This window comes from Streptomyces sp. NP160, from assembly GCF_006335115.1.
Taxonomy (GTDB): Bacteria; Actinomycetota; Actinomycetes; order Actinomycetales; family Quadrisphaeraceae; genus Quadrisphaera.
Window position 1 is genome coordinate 1 of sequence record NZ_VDMJ01000102.1, and the last position, 667, is coordinate 667.

At 74.4% G+C, this 667-nt stretch carries 1 protein-coding gene; it reads right to left on the minus strand.

The genetic code is table 11. From position 1 onward, the window contains the following. On the minus strand, positions 1-626 hold a 626-nt coding region (locus FHN55_RS22120), incomplete at its 3' end, for a hypothetical protein (protein WP_139714556.1). Positions 627-667: the final 41 nt, after the last annotated feature.

Sequence of the window (667 nt, forward strand, 5' to 3'; positions counted from 1 at the left end):
TCGGTGTCCCCGTCCTTGGCGTTGGCCGCAGCCTGGTTGATCACCTGCCACACCCGCGCCGCGTCCGCGGTCTCCAGCTCAGCCACCACCTGCCGGCACCCCGGCCTGCAAGAGCGGCGCAAGAACACGTCCCGCTGCTCGATCCCGGCCGCCATGGACCGCGCCGCATACCCCGGGTCCGCTTCCAGGGCCGCCTCGTCCAGCACGTGCGCCAGCCGGGCCCGGCTCAACGTGGCCGCCGCAGCCACCGCCGTGGCCTCGACTGCCTGCCGCGCCGCACGTCCCGCCGCACCGTCGGGCAGGCGCCGGCACACATCAGCCAGCACGTCCAGCTGCGCCGGGGTCATCAGCCCACGGGTCAGGGCCTCCTCAGCAGCGGGCAGCTCACCGAGCTGACGAGCCAGACCCACCAGCGCCGTGGCGGTGCGCCCCGCGATGCGCAGCACCGGCGCCAGCTCATCGGCGGCCGGGCGGCGGGAGTCCTTCGCGCCCGCTCGAGCGGGGTTCTCGGCCAGCTTGGCGGCGTCCAGACCCGCGACCGAGACCAGCTTGAGGGCGAACAGGTAGGAGGTGCACCGCTCCACCGCCGCGCTGACCTCGGTCCACTCCCTGCTGGTCAACCCCACCCCACCAGCACCCTCGCCTCCACCACCGAGGGCAGCGTGCA